The organism is Bartonella sp. WD12.1, assembly GCF_002022415.1.
Classification (GTDB): Bacteria; Pseudomonadota; Alphaproteobacteria; order Rhizobiales; family Rhizobiaceae; genus Bartonella.
Genome location: NZ_MUBG01000001.1, coordinates 559,344 through 584,897 on the forward strand (window position 1 = coordinate 559,344; position 25,554 = coordinate 584,897).

General features: G+C 36.6%; 32 protein-coding genes, 1 tRNA gene and 1 pseudogene. 21 read left to right on the forward strand and 13 right to left on the reverse strand.

Annotation, left to right across the window (positions count from 1 at the left end; translation table 11 throughout):
- The first annotated feature begins 31 nt into the window (after positions 1–31).
- A complete protein-coding gene (locus BWD121_RS02200) occupies positions 32–550 on the forward strand; it encodes a MerR family transcriptional regulator (RefSeq protein WP_078663202.1) in 519 nt (172 codons plus the stop codon).
- A gap of 38 nt (positions 551–588) precedes the next feature.
- Here BWD121_RS02200 and thrS read toward each other — a convergent pair whose 3' ends face one another.
- The 3 genes from thrS to BWD121_RS02215 form a co-directional block, all read right to left on the reverse strand.
- The gene (gene thrS / locus BWD121_RS02205; RefSeq protein WP_078663203.1) at positions 589–2,568 is read right to left on the reverse strand and encodes a threonine--tRNA ligase; all 1,980 of its coding nucleotides are present in this window, start codon (positions 2,566–2,568) and stop codon (positions 589–591) included.
- Between the two features lie 119 nt (positions 2,569–2,687).
- Complete coding sequence (gene yidD, locus BWD121_RS02210) at positions 2,688–3,032, reverse strand: membrane protein insertion efficiency factor YidD (protein ID WP_078663204.1); 345 nt, start codon at positions 3,030–3,032, stop codon at positions 2,688–2,690.
- A complete protein-coding gene (locus BWD121_RS02215; protein WP_078663205.1) occupies positions 3,025–3,462 on the reverse strand; it encodes an iron-sulfur cluster assembly scaffold protein in 438 nt (145 codons plus the stop codon). Before BWD121_RS02215 ends, yidD begins: the two co-directional genes overlap by 8 nt.
- Before the next feature lie 124 nt (positions 3,463–3,586).
- Here BWD121_RS02215 and folE point away from each other — a divergent pair, with 124 nt between their 5' ends.
- From folE to BWD121_RS02270, 11 genes and pseudogenes are all read left to right on the forward strand, one after another.
- Positions 3,587–4,207, forward strand: a complete 621-nt coding sequence (gene folE / locus BWD121_RS02220; RefSeq protein ID WP_078663206.1) for a GTP cyclohydrolase I FolE — start codon at positions 3,587–3,589, stop codon at positions 4,205–4,207.
- Positions 4,208–4,352: 145 nt separating this feature from the next.
- A tRNA-Leu gene (locus BWD121_RS02225) sits at positions 4,353–4,437 on the forward strand.
- A 199-nt stretch (positions 4,438–4,636) separates the two neighbouring features.
- A complete protein-coding gene (locus BWD121_RS02230) occupies positions 4,637–5,815 on the forward strand; it encodes an alpha/beta hydrolase (RefSeq protein WP_078663207.1) in 1,179 nt (392 codons plus the stop codon).
- A 150-nt stretch (positions 5,816–5,965) separates the two neighbouring features.
- The gene (locus tag BWD121_RS02235; RefSeq protein WP_078663208.1) at positions 5,966–6,454 is read left to right on the forward strand and encodes a hypothetical protein; all 489 of its coding nucleotides are present in this window, start codon (positions 5,966–5,968) and stop codon (positions 6,452–6,454) included.
- Between the two features lie 399 nt (positions 6,455–6,853).
- The gene (locus tag BWD121_RS02240; protein WP_078663209.1) at positions 6,854–8,053 is read left to right on the forward strand and encodes a multidrug effflux MFS transporter; all 1,200 of its coding nucleotides are present in this window, start codon (positions 6,854–6,856) and stop codon (positions 8,051–8,053) included.
- 31 nt (positions 8,054–8,084) lie between these two features.
- Positions 8,085–8,567: a hypothetical protein gene (locus BWD121_RS08405; protein WP_240536679.1), complete on the forward strand. Its 483-nt coding sequence runs from the start codon at positions 8,085–8,087 to the stop codon at positions 8,565–8,567.
- 50 nt (positions 8,568–8,617) lie between these two features.
- A pseudogene (locus BWD121_RS02250) lies at positions 8,618–9,034 on the forward strand (hypothetical protein); the annotation flags it as partial.
- A complete protein-coding gene (locus BWD121_RS02255; RefSeq protein WP_078663211.1) occupies positions 9,031–9,744 on the forward strand; it encodes an alpha/beta hydrolase in 714 nt (237 codons plus the stop codon). The pseudogene BWD121_RS02250 and the gene BWD121_RS02255, both read left to right, overlap by 4 nt.
- Positions 9,741–11,912 carry an isocitrate/isopropylmalate dehydrogenase family protein gene (locus BWD121_RS02260; RefSeq protein ID WP_078663212.1) on the forward strand — a complete coding sequence of 724 codons (2,172 nt, stop codon included), beginning with the start codon at positions 9,741–9,743 and terminating at the stop codon, positions 11,910–11,912. Before BWD121_RS02255 ends, BWD121_RS02260 begins: the two co-directional genes overlap by 4 nt.
- The gene (locus tag BWD121_RS02265; protein WP_078663213.1) at positions 11,913–12,590 is read left to right on the forward strand and encodes an RraA family protein; all 678 of its coding nucleotides are present in this window, start codon (positions 11,913–11,915) and stop codon (positions 12,588–12,590) included.
- A complete protein-coding gene (locus BWD121_RS02270; protein ID WP_078663214.1) occupies positions 12,587–13,471 on the forward strand; it encodes a DUF6282 family protein in 885 nt (294 codons plus the stop codon). The genes BWD121_RS02265 and BWD121_RS02270 overlap by 4 nt, the downstream gene beginning before the upstream one ends.
- Positions 13,472–14,371: 900 nt before the next feature.
- Here the strand turns inward: BWD121_RS02270 and BWD121_RS02275 are convergent.
- The 7 genes from BWD121_RS02275 to BWD121_RS02310 all read right to left on the reverse strand — a co-directional run bounded on the left by BWD121_RS02275 (position 14,372) and on the right by BWD121_RS02310 (position 19,029).
- Positions 14,372–15,415 (reverse strand): tyrosine-type recombinase/integrase, encoded by a 1,044-nt coding sequence (locus BWD121_RS02275; protein ID WP_078663215.1) that lies wholly within the window; start codon positions 15,413–15,415, stop codon positions 14,372–14,374.
- A 9-nt stretch (positions 15,416–15,424) separates the two neighbouring features.
- Positions 15,425–15,637 (reverse strand): hypothetical protein, encoded by a 213-nt coding sequence (locus BWD121_RS02280; protein WP_078663216.1) that lies wholly within the window; start codon positions 15,635–15,637, stop codon positions 15,425–15,427.
- Positions 15,638–15,755: 118 nt separating this feature from the next.
- A complete protein-coding gene (locus BWD121_RS02285; RefSeq protein ID WP_078663217.1) occupies positions 15,756–16,376 on the reverse strand; it encodes a lambda exonuclease family protein in 621 nt (206 codons plus the stop codon).
- Between the two features lies 1 nt (position 16,377).
- Entirely contained in the window at positions 16,378–17,154 is a 777-nt protein-coding gene (locus tag BWD121_RS02290) for a recombinase RecT (RefSeq protein ID WP_078663218.1), read from the reverse strand.
- Between the two features lie 82 nt (positions 17,155–17,236).
- Positions 17,237–18,061, reverse strand: a complete 825-nt coding sequence (locus BWD121_RS02295; RefSeq protein ID WP_078663219.1) for an antA/AntB antirepressor family protein — start codon at positions 18,059–18,061, stop codon at positions 17,237–17,239.
- A gap of 53 nt (positions 18,062–18,114) precedes the next feature.
- The gene (locus BWD121_RS02300) at positions 18,115–18,495 is read right to left on the reverse strand and encodes a hypothetical protein (protein WP_240536680.1); all 381 of its coding nucleotides are present in this window, start codon (positions 18,493–18,495) and stop codon (positions 18,115–18,117) included.
- Between the two features lie 219 nt (positions 18,496–18,714).
- Positions 18,715–19,029, reverse strand: a complete 315-nt coding sequence (locus tag BWD121_RS02310) for a helix-turn-helix transcriptional regulator (RefSeq protein WP_078663222.1) — start codon at positions 19,027–19,029, stop codon at positions 18,715–18,717.
- 85 nt (positions 19,030–19,114) lie between these two features.
- Here BWD121_RS02310 and BWD121_RS02315 point away from each other — a divergent pair, with 85 nt between their 5' ends.
- The 8 genes from BWD121_RS02315 to BWD121_RS02345 all read left to right on the forward strand — a co-directional run bounded on the left by BWD121_RS02315 (position 19,115) and on the right by BWD121_RS02345 (position 23,463).
- The gene (locus BWD121_RS02315) at positions 19,115–19,366 is read left to right on the forward strand and encodes a hypothetical protein (protein ID WP_078663223.1); all 252 of its coding nucleotides are present in this window, start codon (positions 19,115–19,117) and stop codon (positions 19,364–19,366) included.
- Between the two features lie 52 nt (positions 19,367–19,418).
- A complete protein-coding gene (locus tag BWD121_RS02320) occupies positions 19,419–20,117 on the forward strand; it encodes a hypothetical protein (protein ID WP_240536681.1) in 699 nt (232 codons plus the stop codon).
- 102 nt (positions 20,118–20,219) lie between these two features.
- The gene (locus BWD121_RS02325; RefSeq protein WP_078663224.1) at positions 20,220–20,546 is read left to right on the forward strand and encodes a DUF1376 domain-containing protein; all 327 of its coding nucleotides are present in this window, start codon (positions 20,220–20,222) and stop codon (positions 20,544–20,546) included.
- Entirely contained in the window at positions 20,536–21,060 is a 525-nt protein-coding gene (locus tag BWD121_RS02330) for a DUF1376 domain-containing protein (protein ID WP_078663225.1), read from the forward strand. Before BWD121_RS02325 ends, BWD121_RS02330 begins: the two co-directional genes overlap by 11 nt.
- Positions 21,024–21,668, forward strand: coding sequence for a hypothetical protein (locus BWD121_RS08345; protein ID WP_197684854.1), 645 nt, complete (start codon positions 21,024–21,026; stop codon positions 21,666–21,668). Before BWD121_RS02330 ends, BWD121_RS08345 begins: the two co-directional genes overlap by 37 nt.
- Positions 21,652–22,005 carry a hypothetical protein gene (locus tag BWD121_RS02335; RefSeq protein WP_197684855.1) on the forward strand — a complete coding sequence of 118 codons (354 nt, stop codon included), beginning with the start codon at positions 21,652–21,654 and terminating at the stop codon, positions 22,003–22,005. The genes BWD121_RS08345 and BWD121_RS02335 overlap by 17 nt, the downstream gene beginning before the upstream one ends.
- 193 nt (positions 22,006–22,198) lie before the next feature.
- Entirely contained in the window at positions 22,199–22,507 is a 309-nt protein-coding gene (locus tag BWD121_RS02340; RefSeq protein WP_143245245.1) for a hypothetical protein, read from the forward strand.
- 299 nt (positions 22,508–22,806) lie between these two features.
- The gene (locus tag BWD121_RS02345; RefSeq protein WP_078663227.1) at positions 22,807–23,463 is read left to right on the forward strand and encodes a polymer-forming cytoskeletal protein; all 657 of its coding nucleotides are present in this window, start codon (positions 22,807–22,809) and stop codon (positions 23,461–23,463) included.
- Between the two features lie 65 nt (positions 23,464–23,528).
- Here BWD121_RS02345 and BWD121_RS02350 read toward each other — a convergent pair whose 3' ends face one another.
- The 3 genes from BWD121_RS02350 to BWD121_RS02360 all read right to left on the reverse strand — a co-directional run bounded on the left by BWD121_RS02350 (position 23,529) and on the right by BWD121_RS02360 (position 24,772).
- Complete coding sequence (locus BWD121_RS02350; RefSeq protein WP_078664049.1) at positions 23,529–23,975, reverse strand: hypothetical protein; 447 nt, start codon at positions 23,973–23,975, stop codon at positions 23,529–23,531.
- A 149-nt stretch (positions 23,976–24,124) separates the two neighbouring features.
- Positions 24,125–24,436, reverse strand: a complete 312-nt coding sequence (locus BWD121_RS02355; protein WP_078663228.1) for an addiction module antidote protein — start codon at positions 24,434–24,436, stop codon at positions 24,125–24,127.
- Between the two features lie 12 nt (positions 24,437–24,448).
- Positions 24,449–24,772, reverse strand: a complete 324-nt coding sequence (locus BWD121_RS02360) for a type II toxin-antitoxin system RelE/ParE family toxin (RefSeq protein WP_078663229.1) — start codon at positions 24,770–24,772, stop codon at positions 24,449–24,451.
- Between the two features lie 334 nt (positions 24,773–25,106).
- Between BWD121_RS02360 and ssb the strand changes: the two genes are divergently transcribed.
- A complete protein-coding gene (ssb, locus tag BWD121_RS02365) occupies positions 25,107–25,541 on the forward strand; it encodes a single-stranded DNA-binding protein (protein WP_078663230.1) in 435 nt (144 codons plus the stop codon).
- Positions 25,542–25,554: the final 13 nt, after the last annotated feature.

A 25,554-nucleotide genomic window follows, 5' to 3' on the forward strand; every position in this document is an offset into this window, starting at 1 on the left:
TTGGTACAATGTTTAAATAAGGTATTACAAAATGGACAAGAGCCCTGATGCTTTTCGGACAATTAGCGAAGTAGCAGAGTTACTGGGGCTACCACAGCATGTGTTAAGATTTTGGGAAACACGTTTTGTTCAGATTAAGCCATTAAAGCGTGGGGGTGGAAGGCGTTACTATCGTCCTGTTGACATTGATTTGCTCAACGGTATTAAACAACTACTTTATGGCAAAGGTTATACTATAAAAGGTGTGCAACGCCTTTTAAAAGAAAATGGCTCTTCTTTTGTTATTGCGCTTGGCAATAGCGATCTTGATGACATGAATGTTATAATAGAAAAAGCATGTGCAGAACAAACATCTGAATCTACCAAAATTAATGAATCCACTAAGACTAAGTCAAAAAAGGCAACGTTTGGACTTTTAGGGTTTATGAAGGGCGAAGAAGAATCTATTGGTGCCGTTAAAAGCCATCAAGACAAGACTGATAAAGCATTATTAGAGGAAACACTCTTCGAATTAATTGAATGTAAACGCATGCTTGATAGAGCACGATAAGCAGTCAACAATTCTAAATTTAGCACAATTGCTTTTCATTATTGAATGTTTATTAAACGGCGTAAATCTGGGGGGGTTGCTTCATTTGAGAGTTGTTTCATCACTTCTTCTACAGATAAAACAGTCTGATCTGTGCTTCCTAAACGGCGCATACTCACACTATTTGTTTCAAATTCACGTTTACCGCATACAAGGATTACAGGGACTTTTTGTAAAGAATGTTCACGTATTTTATAATTAATTTTTTCATTACGAAGATCTGCTATAGTTGAAAGACCAATAGCTTTGAGCTTTCTTGTTATTTTTTCTGCATATTCATTTGCTTCAGATGTGATTGGTGCGACAACAACCTGTTGAGGGGCAAGCCAAAGCGGCATATGTCCAGAAAAATTTTCAATTAATATGCCAAGAAAACGCTCCATTGATCCCAAAATAGCTCTATGGATCATAACAGGTTGACGTTTTTCTGAATCCTTATCAATATAGAATGCCCCAAAACGCTCAGGTAGATTGAAGTCTACTTGTGTTGTTCCACATTGCCATTCACGACCAATAGCATCTTTTAATGTATATTCAAATTTTGGTCCATAAAATGCGCCTTCACCTCGAAGAATGCTGGTTTTAATACGTCCTTCTGATTTTTTCTCAATAGTTTTAAGGACAGATGACATTATGTTTTCACAATGATCCCATAATTCGTCAGAACCGACACGTTTTTCTGGACGTGTTGAAAATTTAAGGCTAATTTCTTCAAAACCAAAATCTGCATAAGTTGATAAAATTAAATCATTAATATTAAGACATTCACCAGCTAATTGTTCATCTGTGCAAAAAATATGCGCATCATCTTGTGTAAAGCTACGAACGCGCATAAGACCATGTAGAGAACCTGAAGGTTCATAACGATGGATAATACCAAACTCAGCAAGTCTAATAGGCAAATCTCTGTAAGACTTTAAACCATGTTTAAAAATTTGCACATGACCAGGGCAATTCATGGGTTTGAGAGCGTAAATACATTGATCATCCCAATCATCAGCGGCTGGGGTTGTTTGAAACATATTTTCCTTATACCATTCCCAATGACCCGATATTTCCCAAAGTGATTTATCAAGAACTTGTGGTGCATTAACTTCATCATATTTATGATCATCAAGGCGGCGGCGCATATAGCTAATTAAATTTTGGAACATTTTCCAACCTTTTGGATGCCAGAAAATCATTCCTGGACTTTCTTCTTGAAAATGAAATAAATCCATTTCACGCCCTAAGCGACGATGATCGCGTTTTTCTGCTTCTTCTAGCGTATGGAGATAGGCTTTTAGGTCATTTTCGTTAGCAAATGCTGTACCATAAATTCTCGTTAACATAGGATTATTGGCATCCCCACGCCAATAGGCTCCTGCAACTTTCATTAGTTTGAAAGCATTGCCAATTTGGCCAGTAGATTGCATATGTGGACCACGACAAAGATCAAACCAATCTCCTTGATAATAAACTTTTACGTCTTGATTTTCAGGGATAGCATCAATAATCTCAACTTTATACAATTCGTTTTTTTCAGAAAAAATTTTCTTAGCTTTTTCATGAGACCAAATTTCTTTTCTGAAAGGTTTGTTTCGTTGGATAATTTCACGCATTTTTTTTTCAATAATAGTGAGATCATCTAATGTGAAAGGTTGTTTACGCGCGAAATCATAATAAAAACCATTTTCAATGACGGGGCCAATTGTAACTTGTGTTTCAGGAAACAGTTCCTGCACTGCTTCAGCTAAAACATGAGCGCAATCATGGCGTATCAATTCAAGTGCACGCGGATCGTCGCGAGTGATAATTTCCACTTGTCCAGATTGTTCTAATGGATCTGAAAGGTCTCGGATGATTCTGTTAAGGCTATAGGCAACTGCTTTTTTTGCGAGTGATTTAGAAATAGACTCAGCCAATTCTAAACCTGTCATTTCAGAGGGGTAATCACGTTTTGAACCATCAGGAAAAGAAAGAGAAATAAGGTCAGACATAAAACACCCCTTTAGTCCAATTCCGCCAACGATTGCGGATGGTTTCGTGAAAATTTAAAATAGTCAGATAGAGCTAGTAGATTGATTTTCTATCAATATGCATTGAAAAAGAAAAGTAATTATTTATCATTTTTATCAGAAATTTTCCAATAGTGCCAAGGTTTATAAGAGTAATTAAGAGAAGTTGGTACTGGATCAAAGCCATATGTTCCAAATGGGCCACAACGTACAATACGAAAAAAACCCATCCATGCACCAGCCCACAGGCCGTAGCGTGCAATCGCTTCATAGGTATATTCTGAACAGGTTGGGATATGACGACATTGATTTCCAATCAAACTGGAAAGTGTTATTTGATAAAGACGTATCAACGTAGTGCCAAGTAATCGTCCAGGCGTTTTCCGCCAAGGACCTGTATAATTGCGAATTTGTATTTTTTTTTGTTTGGGCTGTAATTTAACCATTTGTTTTTTCTTCAATTTGTTCAATACAGTCTACGACTGCATCAAAGGTAAGCATTGTTGAGGCATGGCGTTCTTTATAATCTTTAATGGGTTGCAAACAGGAAAATGCTTCAAATGGAGCAGGGGGAGGAAGGCCATTTTCTGTCAACATGTAAAAGATAGTTTTGCGTAATGCTTTAAGATCTTGCATTTTTTTGCCAATAATATGACGCGCTAAAATAGAAGATGAAGCTTGTCCAAGTGCACATGCATATACCTCATGAGCAAAATCTATAATGATATCGTTGTCTACTTTTAAATCTACAAGAACCGTTGATCCGCAAAGGCGTGCATGCTTTTTTGATGTTGCATCAGGATTATTAAGACGCCCAATTCTACTTATATGAGCAGCATATTCAAGAATTTTATTGCTATAAATGTTGTCCATCACGAGCTGTTGCTTGGAATTTTAAGAGTTTTCAATATTCAAGCTTTTAATTCACTTGCGTAAAGATTATTATAAAATAAATTAATGTATATAAATATTTTATACATAATAAGCTGGAGTTTTTTAAATGCATAGTCCTATGAAAGGAATAGCTAAAGATCTTTCTCTATCTGAGAAAAAGCGTCCTAGTTTTGAAGAAGTGGAAGCAGCGGTTCGTACATTGTTGTTATGGGTAGGGGAAAATCCAGATCGAGAAGGGCTTTTAAATACTCCTAAACGTGTTGCTAAAGTGTATAGTGAACTTTTTTCTGGTTATGATGAATCAGTTGAGGAGATTTTAGGAACAGTTTTTGAAGAGGTTTCAGGTTATAATGAGCCGATAATTATGAAGGATATTGGTTTTTATTCACATTGCGAGCATCATGTCCTTCCAATTGTTGGTAAAGCTCATATCGCCTACCTTCCCGATACAAAAATTGTTGGTCTTTCAAAAATTGCACGTGTCATAGATATTTTTTCTCGTCGTTTGCAAACGCAAGAAGCCATGACAGCTCAAGTAGCTAATGCTTTGGAAACACATTTAAAGCCCCGCGGCGTTGCAGTGGTAATTGAAGCTGAACATATGTGTATGGCTATGAGAGGGATACGAAAGCACGGAGCTACAACAATTACAACAAGTTTTCATGGCTCTTATAAAAAAGATCAAGTTGCGCAAGCCAATTTGATGATGGTACTTCGCCAGCTATGATAAAGTGCAGAGTTTGGCGACTTGTATCTAAAGTATACTGTGGTGGTTAAGATAAAATAAGTTATAAAAACATGAAAATGGGCTTGTGTCACGCTTTATGATTTGTTAAATCCCCCAAAGTTAATGTATTTGGCCTCTACCATGTGCGGTCGTGGCGGAATTGGTAGACGCGCAGCGTTGAGGTCGCTGTGGGGCAACCCGTGGAAGTTCGAGTCTTCTCGACCGCACCATATTTTGTATGCTTTATTATTATCATTTGTATTTTCTGTTATTATTGTGAAGTGTGGATGAACACAAAAATTCCTTCTTTATCTATTTTTATTATAATACATTTCTAATAGTAATTCTATTTCAGTTCGTTAAAAGTCATTTTTTTACTATAAACTTAAAGTATGAACTCTCTTTTTGATAAGATTGGGTGGTGTTATAATGAAAATATTTTTAAGATGTGTAATATTTTTTATTTGCACCATTTTACTTATAGCGTGTACCAACCAACGTGCTGTGCTTTGGCATGGGATAAATGCAACACCATCTATGATTGCTACACAACGAGAAGTTGAAGGCGGATTAATTTCTCCGAAAGCTATCGTTCCAGTGTATGTTGCAACAAGTCGCAGGGCCCAAGACAATTATTCTCAACCTTATGGGGCAGAGCGATCAAATAGAGTGTATTATAATCGCGTTGATGTAGGAATTCCTCAAAAGCATATGAAAGGTATCGTTGAAAAAAACGCGTATAAACCCAGTCTTGATAAATATTTTACAGCAGTGGCTTTGCAACAATATGACAATAAAGAACGGTTTAAACAGCAATTAAATCTTGCGTTAGCCGAAAAACCAAAAGGAAAAAAAGAAATTTTTCTTTTTATTCATGGTTATAATAATAATTTTGCAGATGGCACATTCCGCACAGCTCAATTTTCTTATGATTATTCTTTAGATGTAGTTGCTGTACATTATTCGTGGCCTTCTGCTGGATCCATGCCTTTTTATATTTATGATCGTGATAGTGCTAATTTTGCACGTGACGGGTTAATAGAGCTTTTAACAGTTATCAGTGAAACATCAGCTGATCAAATTTCGGTTATTGCGCATTCTATGGGCAATTTCGTTATCATGGAAGCATTTAGAACTTTAGCTTTGCAGAAAAAGTATAAACCAATTTACCGTATTACAAGTTTCTTAATGGCGGCACCAGATATTGATCTTGATGTATTTGAACGCCAACTTCATGATATTAAAAAATTACCTCATCCAACAGCTATTTTAGTATCTCGTAAGGATAAGGCTCTCGCTTTGTCAAGACGTCTTACAGGTGGACATGCTCGTGTAGGGGATGGCTCAAGTATTGAAATATTGCGCAAGAATAAAATAGCAGTTTTAGATTTTTCTAATGTTGATGGTGGGGCACATAGTGTATTTGCATCTTCTCCGACATTAATGGCTCTTTCTAGGGAAGGTTCTTTAGCTTCAGCGATTATGCAGGGTACGGAATTATCACCTGGTCAAGAGATTTTTGCTGATAGTGGTCATATTTTGAAAAAAACAACAGACTTTATTCTTTCTGCACCTATGCATCTTTTGTCTCCTTTAACTCAGTATTAAATGAGCAGTTTAGAAAGTATAACGTCGAGTATTAATAAATTAAGAGCAATATTTTAGGCAGTATTTTAGCACTTTTTTTAGAATAGTCTTGTAAAGTAAAAAGTGAATAGTGGGATAATTTTGTAAAACCAGTCATTAGGTGGATTTGTGATGGTTACAGAAAAGCACTATGTTAACACATCTACATTAGTTGATTATTTATCCTATTCTGCGGTTAAGCTACTAGATGTTTATGCTATGCTTTTGAAGGTAAAAAAAGATAGCAAGGGAAAAAGCCCGGATTTATTGCGTCAAATTGATGTCACTAAAAAGCAGCTAGATGAGATGAGTTACGCTCTTATTTTGGAATATCGCAAGCGTCAGGAACATGAGCGCTTTTTAAAACAAGTTTTAGTATCAATTTCTGATCAACTATTTTCATTGAATAATAATTTTAAAGAAACAAGTCGTTTTTTATTTCAGGAAATTAGAACACTTCAATCTCAGATGCAGTGTTTTTGTGAAGGTAGAGAAAAACAATCTCTATTAAATAATCAAGAATCTTCCCGTTCTACGTCAAAGGTTGATGAAGTCATTAAGCGATTACAAAAAGCACGAGAAAAGCTTTCTTTTGAAAATCCGCATCTCTTTGAAGAGTAAGATTGCATAAAATTAGAACTAAAATGTTTTCTAAATTAGGATTTCTACGTTGTAATGAAGTTTTAAATTTTCTTTCTAAAGATGGCAAATAATGATCACCAGTCAAACTATTCTTTTTATTTAAAAATCTTTGGTTATTTTAGATAGTTAATTATAATTTTAGAATTTATAGTATGATTTTAATTTAAAGTCAAAATATTAAAGTATATAATGATAAAAATATAAATTATTTTTTTATATAATAATTGAAACATAATTTTGTTAAATATAACAAATACACTAATGAATATTTTATTTGTGGATAAAAAATAAATACAATTTAAATAATTATAAAAGTATTATACTCACAAATAAAATTACTCTTTTATCAAATATTTTATCTTGTAAAGCATGTTTTTGATGAATTATAAACCTACATTGCTATTTATTGTAATTATTATATGTTTGTCAGTAGGTGGTTTAATTTCTACGGATATCTTTTTGCCTGCACTTGGAAATATGCGTTATCATTATCAAGTTACAGAATCTCAAATCCAGAGTACAATAGCGATTTTTTTATTGGCATTAGCTTCTGGACAACTCATCTATGGACCTCTTAGCGATAATTTTGGGCGTAAAAAGACACTTTTATTTGGTTTGTTTTTATGGCTGTTTACAACGTTTGGTATAATTTATACAGATACTCTTCAAGTTTTGCTCGTATTGCGTTTTTTGCAAGGTCTTGGAGCTTGTGCAGGAATTGTTTTAAGCCGCGCTATTATCAATGATTTGTTGGATAAAAAAGAGGCCGGAAAACTTTATTTGGTTATTTTTCCTTTTGTAGGATCGTCGCCGGCGTTTGCACCGTTCATTGGGGGAATATTATTGCAAACTTTTCATTGGCAAGCGACTTTTATTTTTTTAAGTCTTTTTATACTCTTAACTATTGTGTTATGTTGCTCTGTATTGACAGAAACTTTACCGCCTATAAAACGTCAATCTTTTACTGTTATAGGAGTCATTAAGGGCAGTTTTAAAGTTCTTCAAAATAAGCAGTTTCTCTTTTATGCGCTTATTCCATGTTTTGCTTATGCAATCTATTTTGCTTATATCGTAGAATCGCCTTTTTTACTGACAGCTTTAGGTTTGTCATCCGTCTACATTGGTTACAGCTACATTGGTGTTTCTTTTACTTATATCTTGGGTAATTTAGTGGCGAGAAAGTTTCTCAAGCGAGAGGCTATGGAACAGACTATACGGCGTGGATATATTATTTTTGCTATAGGGGGGCTACTATTTGCTTTACAAATGTTTGTAAGCCCATGGCCACTTGTGACAAGTTTAATAGCTATTTCTATTATTACTTTTGGTAATGGTTTTTTATTGCCGTTGGGAACTGCATTGGCTATTTCGTCGCATTCGCATGCTGCTGGGGCGGCATCTGGCGTTATGGGAGCTTTGCAGTTGGGCAGTGCTGCATTAAGCGCTGCAGTTATTGGAAAAATATCCGGACATATTCCATGGGTTGTAGCGATTTTATTGGCTATATATTGCTTAGTAGGTTTTATCATTTATATTCGAAGAGCGAATTATTTTATGACCTTGGAGATAAAATCGTAAACAAAATTAGTTAATGTTAATGGGAGGATTTATGTTAAAGCACCTTGATGTCACTTTACGTGATGGGGGATATCGGAATCAATTTTCTTTTCCGCTGGAATATATAATTGAGCATATTAAAAATCTAACAAAAGCTCGGGTTGAATATATTGAGATTGGTTATCGTAAAGGTTCGTTTAAACCTATGGCTAACATAGGTTTAACAGGTTTATGTTCTAATGATTATGTTAAATCGCTACGCAATGCTGTGCCTGACGCTAAGCTTGTCATTATTGCACATCCACACAATATCACTCAAACAGACATTCGTGAACTCAAGGCTTTGGGGATTAGTCTCTTAAGGTTGTGTCTAAATAAAAATGATGTTGAATCTACATTTGCACTTTGCCGTTATGCTAGTTCTTTGGGGCTATGTGTTAGTATTAATATTACGAGAGTAAGTCAAATAGATGTAAATTATTTGCGTCGCATAGCAATGAAAGCGGTTAATTGTGGAGTTGATATTTTTATTTAGCTGATTCTAATGGAAGTCTTTTACCAGATACTGTAACGCAATTAGTACAAGAAGTAAAAAATATTTCGCCTTTAGAAATTGGTTTTCATGCACATGATAATTTAGGTATGGCTATGGCAAATAGCCTAGCGGCAGTACAAGTAGGTGCAAGCTTTATCGATGGTTCATTAATAGGGATGGGTAAAGGAACAGGAAACCTTGTGTTGGAAATATGGTTGGCGCTTTTAAATTTACATAAAGAGGAAACCTATTATGACATAGGTAAACTTTTGCAACAAGGAGAAAATTTGCAGAGTCATTCTTTTTTTTCATCGGTACACCGAAGCTCTATTGATGTTCTTTTGGCTTTAAATAACTTAAGTGTTGAGTATCAGGCTTTGCTAGAGTCTAAAATACCTTTAGGTGTGGAGGAAGTACTTACCACTATTCAAGCTTTAAAGCAAGATTTACAGGGTGCAGGGGTATGAACTTACAGATCGTTATTCTTGCACCTGTGATGCAGGTTTGGGATGAAGGAGTCTTTTGTTTACCACTTAAAGAGTTGTGCTTAGAAAAAGGATTCCAGGTTACTGTGTTAGACACATTATCTCTTTTTTCTAGTCATTCTGCAGTGGAGGTTGTTTCTTTTCTGACAAAAAAACTCACAGACCGTTTTCAGGGACCTTTAATGCTCGTGGGATTTGCTATGGCTGGAACTTTGGTACAGATGCTAGCAGCGCGGCTTATAGATGTACAAGCTGTGCTCGCTATAAGTGCACCAGGCTATCCGGACACGCCTTTGCAGCAAAAACTTGGATATCTTCTCACTTTATTAGAAGATGGTGATTTATCGGGGGCTCTGGAAGCGTTAGATTATTTTGTACAACCTGTTGGAGCAATTAAGAAAAGAGCGTTAATAAAAATTTCCGATGATCAAAAAAATATAGCAATTGAACGTATGCAAAGGGGATTTCGATTACTTTTAGATATGGATGCGAGGAGTGAAATTATCAAATATGGTGGAAAGTTTTTATCTTTAGTTGGAGAAAAATCACAGCTTGCAACTATAGATAATCAAACACAAAGTCACAACTTGAATCATGAATATAAGATCATCCCTGGTACTGGTATACGTCCGTGGGAAAATAATTTTGCTATGACACATGCAATTGTTAATGAATGGATTGATGGACTATGAAGAAGAAAGTTCTTGTATTGCCTGGTGACGGAATCGGGTCAGAGGTTTGTGATGCTGCGCTGATGGTTTTAGAACAGCTTAAATTGCCGATCGAATTAACTTATGGCAATATTGGCTGGGAATGTTGGAAACAAGAAGGAGATCCTGTCCCTAAAGCTACTTGGAAAAAAATTGCTAAAAGTGATGCTATTTTGCTTGGGGCTGTTACCAGTAAAGGAAAGGATGCTGCTTTTAAAGAGCTTGCTCCGCATTTAAGGGAAAAAAATCCCATATATGTTTCACCTGTTATTCAACTTCGTCAAAAATTAGGTTTGTTTGCGAATGTGCGACCTGTAAAATATATCATTGGTTCGAAAAAGCCCTTTAATTTTTGTGTTATCAGAGAAAATACAGAAGGTTTATATGCAGGGTTAGATTTTCGTGGCATAACTGCTGAAATAGCAACGTGGTTAAAACATCCCAATTTAGAAAAACATGGTCTTGATGAAGCAGCATGGACAGTACGTTTACAAACACGCTTTGGTTTAGAGCGGTTATTTAAATATGCTTTTTCTTATGCACGGATACACGGTTTTACACGCGTCACCTTTGCTGATAAGCCAAATGTTATGCGAGAAAGTGGCCAATTTGCTCAAGAAATTTTTGAACAAGTTGCTCAAAATTATCCAGAAATCAAAGCAGATATTCACAATGTTGATGCAGTTGCATTGTGGCTTGTAACAAAGCCAGAGCATTTTGGTGTTATTGTTGCTGAAAATATGTTTGGTGATATTCTGTCTGATCTTGCTGCTGGGGTTATGGGTGGGCTAGGATTGGCTCCTAGTGCAAATGTGGGAAGCCAAATTGCTTATTTTGAGCCTGTCCATGGAAGTGCACCGCGTATTGCTGGACAGAATAAAGCTAATCCATCTGCTATGCTTTATACCATTGCTTTACTCTTAGATCATTTAGGTTTTAAGGATGCTGCGCAACAACTATCTCATAGTGTTGATCAAGTTATTCGTGCTGGGAAGAGCGTAACTTATGATCTAGGTGGTTTAGCATCTACACGTCAAATGGCTAACGCTATTGTCAGCTCTATTATGAATCCTACACCCGTTTGTCGTGCAGCAATTATAACAGTTGGTGATGAACTTCTTTCAGGGCAATATTTAAACACAAATTTACAAGATTTAAGTCAGAGCTTAGAAAAAAGAAATATTCAAGTTACTCGCCATTTCGTTTGTGCAGATCAATTACAACAAATCAGTGAAACAGTAACTACTTGTCTTGGGCAGGAAGAACTAATCATTCTCAGTGGAGGATTAGGGCCAACATTTGACGACAAAACGCGTGATGCGATTGCTCAAGTTGTACAACAACCATTGATTCATCATGAAACAGTTTGGCAAACGATAAAAGGTCAATTGCAACAGTTAGGTATCGTGCCGGATATAAGTAATGCATGTCAAGCATTGTTTCCTGAAACAGCAAAAGTTCTTGACAATCCTACCGGTACAGCACCTGGGTTTTATCTCTCCTATAAGGGGAGTTCTCTTGTGGCTTTGCCTGGACCTCCCACACAAGCTCTATCGCTTTTAGAACATTATTTAGAACAAAATGATCAAAGCCATTCTACTGTGTCATATGCTAAACATGTTTGGACTTTAATCGGGATTGACGAAAGCACAATTGCAAGTTGGGTTGATTATCATCTTGCAGGTGAACCATTTGAACGGCATTTTTTATGGAAAAGTCCTTATGTTATTGTGCAACTGATTGGTCAGTCATCTACGCCTTTGGCAAAATATTTAATTGAACAATTTGAAAATCAGTTTCATCAATATTTAGTTGGGGCAGGGATCACTACTGCTCGCGAACAATTAGCAACATATGCAGAGGTTTATTGGTTAGCGCATGATCCAGACCTTTTAAAATATTTTGAACCAACAGAAAAAAATATAAAAGCTATTCCAAAGCTTAAAGCTGAAATTAGCTTATCTCCTTCTTTGGAGATATTAGAAAATCAGAAAGAAGATCTCGGCCGTGCTACAATGACTATCCAAGTTCAAGGTTATAGTGATGATCTTATTACTTTTCCTTATACACGCCCGCTTTTAAGTACAGTTTTACAGGAATATGCAGCTTGGTCAGTTTTGAAAAAAGTATGTGCAAATGGAGAATTGTAAATGACATCTTATAAAAACATAGAAATACTCAAAAAGCGATTGCTAGCCTTAGATACAGCAGCAGTTTCTGATGCTCTAGATAGCTTGTATCTACAGGCAGCTTTACCTAATATTAAACCGCGATTAAATAATATCAAAATAGCTGGGCCTGTATTTACGGTGCAATATGAAGCTTTTACCCCGGAAAATCAGACATTTACGAATGCTGGCAATTATATTGATGATGTCCCTGCAGGATCTGTTGTGGTGATTGATAATAATGGTCGATTAGATTGCACCAGCTGGGGGAATATTTTAACTCATAAGGCTCTACAACAAAAAATTATAGGAACTGTTGTCCATGGTTCTGCTCGAGATATTGCTGAGATTAGGGCTCTACATTATCCTCTTTTTACGACAAATATTTATATGGTTTCTGGTAAAAATCGCGCACGCATACGAGCTACGCAAGTGCCTTTATTAATTGATGGAATAAAAATTACTCCTGGAGATTGGGTCTTTGCTGATGATAATGGTGTATTGATTCTTCCTAAAGCAGAGTTATCTGAGATCGTTTATCGTGCTGAAAATGTTGATAAAACGGAAGCTCGTATTTTATCTGCACTTCAAAAAGGAGAACGGCTTGAAAAAATACGGATACAAGAGGGGTATGAAGCTCCTTGGAAGGAAAAATCGTGAGTGAATGTTTCATTCAGTTTTGGCGTAAGCGGTTAAAATTTTTAGATATTCATTACCATGCGCGTCCAGATTTATTTGATAGGGCGTATTCAGCCTATGAAGTTGCACAAATTTATGCTCAACATAGAGGCGGTGTTGTTTTAAAAAATCACTTAGGCAGTACAGCTGCGCTTGCTACGGTTTTACAAGATCAAGGTTTACCAGTTTTTGGTTCTATTGTTCTTAATAATGCATCAGGTGGTTTAAGCTTACTTGCAGTTAGAAATGCTTTAGCACACTACCAGTTTGATTTAAAACCCAAATTACTTGTGCATTTACCAACTATTGTGCCGACTCATCATCAGAGTCGGCTTAAACGGAATTTTTCTAATGATTATGCTGCGTTTTTTGCACAGCAACCAACAGCTATTACTTGTGAGAGGGGGCGTCTACGGACAGAGGTATACGAACTTATAACTTTTGCTGCTGATAATGAGATTGTTCTCTCTTCTGGGCACGCTTCTAAAGACGCGACCTTACGTTTATTAGATGCTGTAGCACAAAAAGGGAATTGTACACTTCTATTAAATCAACCTGCTAATCCGATGACAGGTTTTTCTGCAGCACAATTACAAGCGTTGGGAAAACATGATTGGCTTTATATAGAACAATGTGCTTTAACTTTTTATTTAGGGTATCAAACAAAGGAAGATATGCTGTCTGTACTATCGAAAGTTAATAATGTAATTTATAGTTCAGATCTTGGGCAGTTGGGGGGCATTGATATCTCAACGTGGCTGATAGATAGCGCAAATTGGTTTCAGGAAGCAAAACTTTCTCCTATTGATATACAAGCAGTAACACTTGATAATCCTTTAAAGATGTTGTCACCAGTGAGTTAATCATAAAATTTGTATCCTTAATATTAAGGCAGAAATTATAAAAATAAAAAAGATACTTTTTCTTTGATTAAAAGAGAGCTTACTTTTTTATTATTAGATATGCATTTTAGAAGTCATCAAAATAAATTTCTCTGGCAAAATGTTTTTGTTATATTAGGCAAAAGCTACAGCAGAAAATTTAAAGACGAGAATAATTTAAATTTGGAACTATCTTATCCTTAGACTTTTAAAACTGTAAAAATACTAATTTTCGGTCTGTATTATTTTTATAGAGATGTTTATAAAAATATTTTAATAATGGTCATTAATTAAAGGTAGTTGAACAGATTGTATGCGATAAAAACAGAAGATATGTCAAAACATTCATATCATTTATTCCGAAGATCATTGCTTATTGTAAAAATCTGAAATTCTCTTTTTGTAAAAAAGTATATTTTACTCAATAAACTATTACTAAGACACATCAAAAAGCTATAGATGAGAATCTTATCTTACTTATGAGCTTTGAGAAGACTAGAAGAAACAGTTTAAAAAGGGGGGGCTATTTTATTTTAAAAAAGCAGAATGCTATTTAGCTTGCAATGAGATAAAGCGTAAGCGATCTCTAGAACTTTGCCTTGATGGTATGGGTTATTGGCATCCATAACTGTAACAAAAAATATGATGAGAAAGGTAATAGATCGACTAACGCAATATAATTTAAATATATTAACAGTCTAATACATTAAAAAATTGAGCAACAAAAGATAAATTTGCAAGTATAATAATGTATCAATTATATTTGATCTATTAAAATAAATTGGTGCCCCCAGAGATCGCCTTATAATACAATAAAATCAGTATGTTATGTAAAAAATAAGGGAATCTAAGACTCTTGATTTTATTGAGTTTTTTTGTGCTCTATCCCTTATTTTTTTGGAGCTTTTCGATTGATTCGAGAGCCAATCTTTTGCGATCAGCAGTCTTTGTGTAGAGAGATGCCATTTGATCATCAGTCCATCCAAAAATTGCTTTAAGTTGTGCGACCGTAGCACCTGCATTGGCAGCTCTTGTTGCAGCTAATTTTCTTAAACCATGAGCTGATTTTTTTATTCCCGCTGCATTGCAAGCATCTCTAAACAGGTTCCCAAAGGTTTCTTTGGTTAGTTTTTTCCCCCCTTTCCCACAAATAAATGTTTCATCACCAATAGGACCCATTTCAAGAGTTTTTGCTAATTCGGGTAGAATGGGAAGAAACACATCTGTTTGAAATTTGCTTTTTTCTGTCTTTAAATGAATGACATTATCCGTGACATCCTTCCATCCGATGCGTACAACATCTCCCCGTCGTAAGCCTGTGTAAAGAAGAACATCAATCCATACCCGTTCATGCGTTCCGAGAGGCCATTGTTGATAATATTTGTCGATGTCCTCTTCTATCCAAGCAGGGAATCCATCCTTGTTTTTGAGAAATGGTGTTTTAACCCCTAAAGCAGGATTATTTTCTAAAAGTCCTTGTTCAACTGCCCATTTAAAAAGGCCATTAACTGCTTTGAGAAAATTCCGAGCATTTGCAGGTGTTTCTTTGCGTCGTTCAACGCCGGCTATGATATGCGACTTTTTAATTGCTTTGTATGGAATATCTCCTATGGCATCTGACACTTTCATTAGAATAAGTTCTTTTTGCCTTTTCGTAGCATGAGCTAGGTTATGCCAAGTGACGCTGTCAAAATATTGTTTCAGGAGCCATATAAAACTACCTTCAACGAGTTTACCAGGTTTAGATTTAGGAAGCTTGTATCCTTGTAACTCAGAAAGAGCATCTTTATAGTCGTCAACAAATTCTTGTGTACCATAGGTTCCACGCACTCTACGCCTTTGACCATGGCCAATACGCACGTACCATACGATTTTACCATAGCGCGTAATTTCTTTGACAAGGTGGGGAGGCCGTGGTTTAGGCATAGCGTGACCTTACATACCAATATCAAAGTCATAATCACCCTTTGAGAGATCTAATAATCTGTCTGGATGAGTAGCAGTATTTGGTATGGCGATATCAGCTTTGAGATAAATTAAGAGTTCACCAGTTGGTTTGATTTCCATTAACTCACAACCTTGCTTTTTAGCTTCTCTTAAAGCTCTTGCAATAGCGGACTGTGTTACGGCAGCGTGGCGACGAGCCATGTTGAATTTCCTTAATTTTGATTGCACTTCACCTGTGGTGAAAAGTGCGCATGTGTGAGAGAGTGATTGAAAATGGGTGGGGGCGCTTAGGGGAGGGAGAACAGCGCCCCCTATGGGTTTAAGCAGCTTGCGTCAAGAATTGCATATCTTGTTCTATTTCTGCTAAAAATGCTTCAACAGCTTTATTGATGAGCTCAATCTGTTCATCATCACGTGGGATGCGTAAAGTTTTGATACACAAATGAGGTGATTTATCTATAAACCAAGGATGATAGCTAACAAAATCACACCATTTTCGTTCTGTGCAAGCCATTTGGAATTGCATTTGTAAAATATATTCAGGTTTGATTTTACCGTCTCGCAAAAAACGGACATGGGTTGTTTCTTGAGGGCATTTGACTTCTATGAGGCCCCCATCTCCAATGAGACCATCAGGACTAGCGCCTGCCATTTCAATTGTCGGATGGGGAATAAACCCACATCGTGTGACAGGAGTATCGTAAAGAAAGCTATATTCTTCAATTGCACTGTCTTCATATTCATTGCCCCATCGCATGGCAGGTGTTTCATAAGATGATATTGTTTTACCAGTTAAACGTTCTGTAATGAGCTTGATTTTGTACTCTTCATATTTACTTGTGGGTAAGCCTTTAGCTGTTTTATCGACGATGCTGTTAATGTTTGAAGCTGTGACTTTACCTAAACGCGCTTGAAACCATTCTGCTGTTCTTTGTTCCATATCACACCCCCGTTGAAGCTTGTTGAATTGGTGTGTGTGGTTGTTTTGGTAAAGGTAAAGCTTGTTGTGCTTCTTCCATTTGTAAGTGTTGTTTTGCTTCCAAACGCCTTAAAACAATTTGCCCTGTCTCATGAGACATTTCTGCGAGATTTGTGACCTTTGCATAAGAGAGTACTTTTGCTTCTTCTGTTTTTGTTTGTTCCATTAAATCTTTGATTTGCTCAAGTAAATCATGAGATATTCTCTCGTTTTGGGGGAGATAGTTAGCCTCATTAATACGATCAGCTTCATCTTCATCATAGATACCAGATAAACCGAATGCATAACGAGCACACTGTATCAGTGCCTTATGACGTAACATGCGAGCAGGACATTGATTCCAAGGTTCTGTATTTCGCTTACATTCTTTGAGATATTCTGTGATTTTTATGGGATATTTCTTATCTTTTAAATGTATAGTGCACGTAACAGAAAACAGATTGCCTTCATTATCAAAGTTTTCTTCAAGTTCTACCCCATCGAGACTAGGGTGTGAATTTATGACCTTAAGCCACCCATCAACAGAGACAGTTGCGATAATGCCGCCCCCTCTTTTAGGGATGGCATATATTTCTTTGTTTAGAGGGTCTAATCCATATTTTTTGGCAAGATAAACAAAGACCAAAAACTCAGCATTAGAAATATTACCGCTAATACATGTTTTGAAAATTGCTTCACGAAATTCTTGTTCTGATAAATCATATTGTTGCGCCATTTTTGCAACGAGAGGAGTTGTCATTATCGTTATCCTTAACTTTGGGTACACCCCACCTGTGGCGTGAAGCACGCGTGTTTTGAAAAAGGTGTGTTTGAATTAATTTTTAGATGTATTGAGAAGAAAACGTTGTTGCTGTTCTTTTAAAATCAGCAACTTTGGCATTAGCAAAGCCGTTAATTTCTTCTTGAGTGTGGATTTGTTTGCAGAGTATCATACTCAGGCGTTTTAATCCTTTAGATGTAATTTTTGCGCTAGGAACGGTTCTTTCTCGTCCACTGATTGTTTGAATGGTTTCGGGTATATAAGCCATCAATCCTTCATTGATTTTACTATAATAAGGCACCAAACTTTTATCAGTACGACAATAAATCCAACGACGATTAATCAAATAGTTCGCTAAATCTTCAGGACACATGTCTAACATTTTTGCTACATCATTTATACTAAGCAAATCATCAGAGCGTTCTAAAGGTTTAAGTGCTTCTGTCTTTGGAGTTAATTCAGCAATGATATAATCTTTACATTCGCTTTCATTTTTTAAGTGCGTAAAAACACCTAAGATGATTTGGGGATTAGAATAGTCAATTTGAGAAGGGTTCATTTGTTTTGCTTTTCGTTCGCACTCAATGAAATATTGACGAGCTTGTTTCCCTTTCTCATTACGTTCAATCATAGCAAGTTCTTTTGCCATGTCTAAGGTGAGGTAGTATTCTGTACTTGGACGAGCGTTTTGTTTGGATTTTACTAAGATTTTAGTAAAACTCACAAAGTCTTTATTTTCTAGGAAACCATACTCTTTAATACGATTAGCTATCCAATTTCTAAAATTGGAATTCACTTCCAAGAACGTATACAACTCACGTGCATTGACTGTTTGTACAGTTTCTTGATTAATTGTATGGTTCCAAATAGCGATAAATGCTTCCATTGCAGACCTCATAGTGTTTGGATTAGTTTTTCAGATGTGTTGAGAAGAAAGGGTTATTGCCGATAAGTACTGTAGAATGGATTTTGATATTCCCGTTCTTCTATCTTGTCTAAGACATCACTGTATGCCCAGCTGTGAGCTATAAAAGGATATGGGGTATCCTCTACAAAGTAATAATGCTCATAATCGTCTAAGTATTTTTGAACATAAAGTTCAGCAACTTCTTCAGAAATATCATCATAGCGGTTTGACATAAGATCAATACGAAGAATGCTTACAACGGTTTCCATCTGGCCCACAATGTCCATGATTTCAGTTTCATCAATTGGTCCAGGTTTAGCGTAGTAATCATCATCGTAAGTGGACACAATCAACAAGATCTCATCAGCACCTACAAAAAGCTGTTTATTCATTTTCCATCCCCTCTCATTCACGTTGGCAAATGTTTTTTTCTAAGTTATGGGGATAGATGTAACACGCTTTAGCGTTTATGTCAATTAAAAAAATCGCTATAGCGTTATTTTAATTAATAATGTAGGAACACAAAATGAAGAGTTCTAAAAATTTAGAAGTAATTTTACCTAATATTGTTGTAAGATGGGAGGCTTTATCTACGACACAAAAACAAGAAATATTAAAGATAGTAGAAGATATTACTCATGCTGTTCCGTCAACAAAACATTCAAAGCTTCGAGTTTCTTCTTATCTCCGGATGAAGCCCAAGTTATAAATTTTATATCTTCCTCGGAAATGTTGAATCCAGTTATTACATATATAGCGCTTGCATTTCCGAGTGCATTAAGAATAGCCATCAATTTATCCACAGAAGGCCTTTTCCCTCCATTCACCATCTGTTGTATATAGTTTTGCCCACAGCCCGCGGCTTTACTTATTTCAATCATTGTTCGTCCGTCATTTTTTATTAGTTCAATTAAACGTTGAAACCAATCTTTTTCAATCTTTGTCATTTTAAAGCCTTTACACTTTTACGCTATAGCGTTATATTAGCGTTATAAGATTAGATTATGTGATGAAGGAGTGTAAAAAAACACGATGCGCCATGCTTCCCTTGTAAAGGATATAGAGTTGTTTTTAACTAATAACAAAATGTCTCCGTACACTTTTGGCTTCAAATCAATAAAAAATGGTCGTTTAGTTTCACGGTTACGACAAGGTGGACGCATATGGCCGGAAACGGAAATGCGCATTCGTACATTTATGAAATACTACCCAAATAATATACGCCCCGGCGTTACAAATCAAGATCTCCCCCATCGTGTGAGTTTGTTGATGGTTGTGCAGTAAGCAGGGCAGGATATGAGCAAACCGATGCGCAACAGTCATTAGGTGGGTAGAGATGAGTATATCAAAGAAATACGAGTTTGTAGAAGAAGGTACGTTGTTTAAGCCTTTCAGTTTTAATAAGGCATATATCTGTACTCTTTACCGAATTAGAGCCTTAAGAGATTTTGGTAATGTTAGCGCCGGTGAGCTTGGTGGTCTTATAGAGAAAGAAGATAATCTTTCTCATGATGGTGATTGTTGGGTTGGGTATGGTGCACTAGTTTACGAAAATGCTCGCGTTCACGGTGATGCAGAAGTTAGCATTAATGCACGGGTTTGCGGTAGTGCACAGGTTTATGATGATGCTCATATTTGTGGTAATGCATATGTTTCCGGTAAAGCAGAAGTTTACGGTGGTGCTTGGGTTTATGATCATGCTCGTGTTTACGACAATGCTCGTGTTTACGGTCGCGCACAAGTTTACCGTGATTCACGAGTGTATGATAATGCAGAAATTTCCGGTGATGCACAAGTTTATGATGATGCACGCGTTTATGATGATGCTTTTGTTTACGGTAATGCTCACGTTTATAGGGATGCACGGGTATATGAAAATGCGCATGTTTATGGGGATGTAAAAACTGGCTATAATACACACATTTGTGGCGATACACGAGTTTATGAAAATGCAAAGATTAAAGACGAAATATGCTTTGCAAGTGGTATTTTTAATTGTTGGCAGTCTTCCCCGGCTTTAAACCAGTTTAGATAAACATTTTAACAAAACGTCAGATGACTGACACGCTTTTCTGTCTTGTTTAGGCACGAAGACAGGCTGGGCAATTTTATACTTAAAGAAAGAAGGAGATATGTGATGGCCACGAAATCATCCTGGGTAAAATTTTATCCTGGTCAATTTTTAATTGAGCTTATGCTTTTGAAGCCAAAAGAAACAGCTATTTATACAACACTGGTCTTGCTCATGCTTCATGAGCGCGCACCTATTTTTAATGATGCTTCTCATTTATCAAGTTTGTGCAGCTGTTCAGTGTGGACGTTTCGAAACATATTAGAATCTTTAATGAGCCGTGGTTATATCATTCGTTTAGAGAGTGGCCGTTTGTGGTACACATCATCAGCAGTTGATCTTGATATCAGTAGTACATCTTCAGAAAAAAAGGGGGAAAGCTATGTCAACTAAATTACTGTGGGTTAAAAGTTTTTCGTCTGATTGTCTTGCTGACACGAGTGGAATGAAAGCATTTCAGATAGCAACATACGTAATATTGCAATGGCACATGCGTAGAAGTGGTGAACCTATTTTTTGTGATCCAAGTAAATTAGCACACAGTGCTGGTTGCTCGGTTAATGCTTTTAATAAGGCATTAGATTTTTTGTTACGTGATCAGAAAATCGTTCGTTTAGAAGATGGCCGTTTGTGGAGTTTGCAAGTCGAGGAAGAACTTAAAAACTTTATTGATAAACAAGAGCATATATCGCAAGTGCGTAGTGAAGCTGGGAGAAAAGGTGCACAAGCAAAAATGCTTAAAAAACAATCTGTTAATGATTATGTTGAAGCAAATGGTAAGCAAAATAATAATTTTGTTGAAGCAAACGATAAGCAAAATCAAGCTATAAAGAATAAGAATAAGAATATATATAAAAAACTAACACTATCGTGTTATCAAAAAAAGAAAATGCTTCAGAAGATTTAGCAACTGAAGTTTCGGTTCAAGACGAAACAACCGATGATGCTGTTGAGCAGCATTTGGATCACGATACACCCTCATCAGAAAACCAATCACCCGTTTCACAGCAAAAAAGCACTGAAAAGAAAACCAAGCGGTCTGGAGATAGACGAGGTTGTCGCATTCCTGAGGATTTCGAACCTAACTTGAAATACGCAATCGACAAGGGCTTAACGCATGAAGAGGCGTTATCAGAGTTTGAGAGATTTAAAAACTACTGGCTAGCAAGACCAAGAAAATGTGCAGAAATCAAGGATTGGCAGCGGACATGGTACAACTGGGTTACTTCCGATTATGGACTTTTAGCTAAGAAAAAAGCGAAACTGGAAAAGGAAAAACAAAATGGTAGGTATGAAAATTATTCTCAGCGACAAAAAAGTTTCAGCGAACGTCTTGCAGAAAGTTTCGAAAGTTCCAGAGATGATTTCTCATCTGGAAATGCTTATGAAGAGGATCAACCGAGGGTATCCATCGACCTTCAAGAGTGGGAGCGAATTGACGAAGCAGGAGGAGGAAAAAGTTTTGGATGCTTGCAATCGTCTACAGAGATTGCTCAGTGTGAAAGCTTCAGATGAGCAGATTAAGAAAGCTGCTTTCTTGCTTTCAAGTTTGAGAGTTCCTGCTAACACAGATCCCAATGTAGTTTCCTCATCCTACAAGCTAACACTCAAACAAGTTTCAGCGTACGCTCTTGCACAAGCCGTTGAAAATATTCTCACCGGTCAGGTTGAAGGGATGTCAAAGGTATTCATGCCCACATGTGCAGAACTTGTTTCCTATTGTCAGAAGCTAGAAAGCGAGGTGCTTAGCAGAGCTTGGTATGTGCATAGAGCGATTGAAAATACACGGGCAAAAGCACTGAAAGAACAGGAGAAGCGAGAGAACGTCATTCCATTCACAAAAACGGCGTGATGAGTTTTAGAACAGCAAAATAGAGAGAAGTGCTGATCATTTTTGGATTGGATATGCATTTAAATCGACAGAAAGGCACCTTAGAGAGAGATTTAGAAGTTTTTTGATGAAATTCCACATTGGGAACATAAAATGCTCTGTACGGGGTTAATTTAAGGAAATTAAAACAGATGCTAAAATCGGGATGATAATTATGAAATTTATAAAACGTTTTTTCTGTAAAAAACCTCAACAACCAATAAAAAAACATTTCGTGAGCACTGTTCATGGTTATGAGGCATGGTTTCATCATGATGAATCATGGGAGTTGGTATGGAGTGAATGTTTTTACAACCTCTATGAGGATGAAGATGGAAGACGAACATTTGAAAGATTTAAAGGGCGTTATTATCGTTGTGAACCAAACGCAGTGGACTTTAGTGTGAGGGCACAAATAGATGCTTGGATTCACGGGGGTGATCTTCCTAAAACTGGAAATACTGGGAAGGATTTGACCAACTAAATTACAATGGAATGATGAGTTTTTTGTTTGACAGTGAGAGATAGTTTTGCTATACAGATACCCAAGTGCTCAAAACACTTAACGATAAGCGGATAGGTTACGAAACAATCTCTCCAATGTCTTTTTAAACTGACTATCTTTTTACGTATTTCAACGTATAGTGATTTTGTCGGGTGTGGTTACACCATACAATACCCTTTATGGGGAAAGTGTAACGACGGACTTATCGCCGTGTTTTGAGCACCCGGCGCCCTTTTGGGGCGTCAATCAAAACTTTATTACGATAAGGAAAACTCCAAATGCAAAAATATGAATTTACAAGCGAAACAATCGAAACAGCTGATGGGCACACTCTTCATCGTATTCGTGCCTTAAGAGATTTTGGTAATGTTAAAGCTGGTGACCTTGGTGGCTATATAGAGCTAGAGGACAATCTTTCTCATGATGGTGATTGTTGGGTTGGGGGTAATGCTTATGTTTATAGAGACGTTGCCCGTGTTTATGAGAATGCTATCGTGTGTGGTGATGCTGTTGTTTGTGGACAGGTTTATGGGAATGCTTATATGTCTGGATATACCCGTGCTTATATTGATGCACATGTTTATGGGAATGCTCGTATTTTAAAGGAAGCATGGGTTTATAGTGATGGCCATGTTTATGGGAATTCTGAGGTCGCCGGTTCAGCTCGTATTGCATCAGGGGCAAAAGTTTATGGGAATGCAAAAATTGCTGCTCATGCAAAAATTATTGGTGAAGTTTATGAGAATGCTACGATTGGTGGCCGTGTTAGGATTTACGGTTCCGTTTATGGTAATGCAAAAATTGCTGGTAGTGGATGGGTTTGGGGAAAAGCATATGGTAATGCAAAAATCACAGGAAAAAACGAGTGGTCTATTCCAATAAATTGTGAGGTTTATGAAGGCGATAATATCGTCGAGATTGCTACAGCAGCGTAAATAACAGGCGCGGGGGGCGCCTGCTTTTAAACAAAAAAAGCCGCGTCATTTATGTGATGCGGCTTTTAAAGAGGCTTCTTATTCACGACTTTAGAATAAAAAATCTTACGGTATTTTTCATCTCCTTTATAGAGAGAAAATACAGAGCCATTTACTTGTACTATTAAGTAAAAATCATCAAAACTACTAAACTCCCAACACCTCTTGATGTAACAAGAATCAAAATCGTTCTTAAACAAACAATCAGACAGATAATAATTGATGCTTGCAATACGCTGGTCAACCACATCGTCATCATAAAAAATATCGATAACGTCTTTCTGAAAACTAATATTAGGATTTTTTCTTTTATTTTTTCTTTGGTAATTGTTGTAGACACAGATGAGAAGATCATCAAAAATTTTCTGCCATTGAATATTTGTTTTTGATGTTAAAAGTGCATCCTGTTCTAAGGTTGCATCTCCATTATGGTGCGTCTTTAAAAATCTAATTCTCTCAGGTATATGAAACATAGTCTTCCCTTCTGTAACCTCTGTGCGTTTTTCAGTTTTTCTTGTTAACACGAGCGTTTTCTGTATCATGATGCTTTAAAGAAGATTATATTTTTCCAAAATATCCTGCACAGCTTCAACCAATTGACTTTCTTTAATGGTTATTTAGGTTAGATATGTGGAACAGATCGTTCAAGGGGTTGTACAGCTAACCGAAGCCCCATAGTTCGTAGTAAGGCAGTCAAACTGCGAAGCTCAGGGTTTCCTTTCTGTGAAAGTGTACGATAAAGCTGTGTTGGATTTAGTTCAGCTGCTTTAGCTACAGTTTGAACACCACCATAGGCTTTTGCCATTTGACGAAGCGTTACAAGTAGCTCACCTTGATCGCCATCAGCTAAAATTGCATCAAGGGTAGCTGCTGCCGTTTCAGGATCATTACAGAACAGTTCAGCCATTGCATCATCATGGTTACGGTCTTTCATCTCTACACTCCTTTAATCTTCACGGTTTTGCCAATCATGCCAATAAGCGCACGCGCGGGTAATATCAGTGTTTTGCGTCCTTTTGGTGCCACCACACAATAACAGCAACACGGTTTTTCCTAATTGGGTATAATAAATTCGGTAACCAGGCCCGATATGAATTCGCAATTCATAAATGCCATCACGAAGTGGTCTAAAATCACCAAAATTTCCTTGCTCCAAACGGTTAAGGCGGCGAATAATTGCGGTTTTAGCTTGCACATCACGAAGTTTGTATAACCAGTCGGTTATCAAATTTTTTCCATCAGCAGTAAGGTAGTGGCGTATCTTAAACATAAACAGATTATCGTTTATAAACGAATATTTGTCAAGGATTGATATAGTTTTCTTGAAAAGATTTTGCCTTTATATGAAAGCTTTTTAAAATATGCATTCATAGAAGAAATTTATGAATATTATCAATGAGTTCTATGAATGAGCTGAGAACAGCATTTGGATGTTGGTAAAATGCTATAAAATGTTTGTTTTCAGTATATTATTTTGTTTATCTGTATTAACTAGTTTAATATATTATGATATAATATTGTAAATATATATAAAAATTAGTTTTTTATTCCTATATTTTGTTTCATTAAGACACACATAATTTTTCTTAGAAAAGATATCCAACATGATCAATAAAGTAATTTTAGTAGGCAATCTTGGTGCCGATCCTGAGAGCAGGACAATGGCATCTGGTGCAGAGGTGGTGAACTTTCGTATAGCCACGTCACAGAGCTATACAGATAAAGCAACAGGTGAAAAGGTAGATAAAACAGAATGGCATTCTGTCGTTGTTTTTAATCCACATCTTGCAAAGGTTGCGCTTCAGTATCTGAGTAAAGGTTCCAAGGTTTATGTTGAAGGTCAATTACAGACACGTAAATGGCAAGATAAAAGCGGGCAAACACGTTACACAACAGAAATTGTCTTGCCGCAATATAGGGGTGAATTGAGGATCCTTAATAGCATTCAAAAAGATGGTATTGATATGGCTTTGGAAGCGATGGAGCAAGAGGATAAGCGGTATTTAAAAACAACTTTGAATGATAGAATCCCGTTTTAATCAGAGGTTTTCT